Below are 1183 nucleotides of genomic sequence, written 5' to 3' on the forward strand. Positions count from 1 at the left end.
CACACTACACGACACGGAGGTTTTCGGGGTGGCGGTGATCGGCGAAAGCGAGTCTTCTGATGGACTCGACCTCGCCAAAGGAACGGTCCATTGAATTCCCGTGCTCTCGCCGATCTGAAAGAAACGCTAACCGCGCATGTGCCGCTGGGCAAGTCGCGGCTTGAAACCTTGTGCCTGCTCTTGCTGGGCATGATCAGTGCCCGCACGGTGAACCTGACGCATATCGCGACGGAACGTCCGGGTCGCGCAAAGGTTGCATCGACCTATCGGCGACTGCAGCGCTTTTTCCAGCATGTTGTCCTGCCGGAAGACTGGGCTGTCGGTTTGGTTGTCGCCCTGATCGGTCGACCGCAGAAATGGTATCTCTGCCTCGACAGAACCAACTGGAAGATCGGCAAGGCCGATGTCAACATCCTCGTCCTTGCCGTTGTCACGGAGAAGTTTCGGGTTCCCCTGATGTGGAGCCTTCTCGCGCATTGCGGCAACAGCACCACGGCGCAGCGGATCGATCTGATGCGGCGCTACCTTGCGCGCTTCGAGGCCTCGACCGTGCGCATGCTGCTGGCCGATCGCGAATTCATCGGGCAGGAATGGTTCGCATTCCTCAAGGACCACGGCATCCCGTTTGCGGTCCGCCTGAAGGAGGAACAGATCATCCGGGTGGATGGGCGCGAGCTGTCGCTGCGCTCCTGGTTGTCGCGCTGCAAGGGCGAACGCGGCTTTACCGCCGTTTTGCCTGCCAAGGCTGGGCACCCCGACATCGAGCTCCACTTTGGCGCCCGGCGGATCAAGGGGGGCGAGCTGCTCGTCGTGGCGTCTTCTCTGCCTGCCAGTGGTGGTCGCATTCTGCGCTACTACCGCAAGAGGTGGTTCATCGAATGCCTGTTCGCGGACAGCAAGACGAAGGGCCTGAATATTGAGGATACCCGCCTCACGCTCGCGCATAAGTTGAGCCTCCTGGTTGCGATCACCGCAATCGCCATCGCGTTGGTGTGCCGTGCCGCGGTCAAACGCCTTGGCCAGAAATACCCAGCCCGGAAGAAGCATGGCTATTGCGAGAGATCCTGGTTCAGAACAGGTTTTGATGAACTCCGCCGCCGATTGCGATCAGGCCAGGACGAGCCCATCGTCGACCGGAAAATCGTCATTCCGAAGAGCCTGAGGTTGCGAGTCGTGTAGTGTG

At 60.3% G+C, this 1183-nt stretch carries 1 protein-coding gene; it reads left to right on the plus strand.

Going from position 1 to position 1183, the window contains the following annotated elements; all coding sequences use genetic code 11:
• Positions 1-90 precede the first annotated feature (90 nt).
• On the plus strand, positions 91-1179 hold the full coding sequence (locus tag ACK8OU_RS20235) for an IS4 family transposase (protein WP_410305128.1): 1089 nt from the start codon (positions 91-93) through the stop codon (positions 1177-1179).
• The last annotated feature ends 4 nt before the right edge of the window (positions 1180-1183 follow it).

It is taken from the genome of Pontitalea aquivivens (genome assembly GCF_046507575.1).
Taxonomy (GTDB): domain Bacteria; phylum Pseudomonadota; class Alphaproteobacteria; order Rhodobacterales; family Rhodobacteraceae; genus Pontitalea; species Pontitalea aquivivens.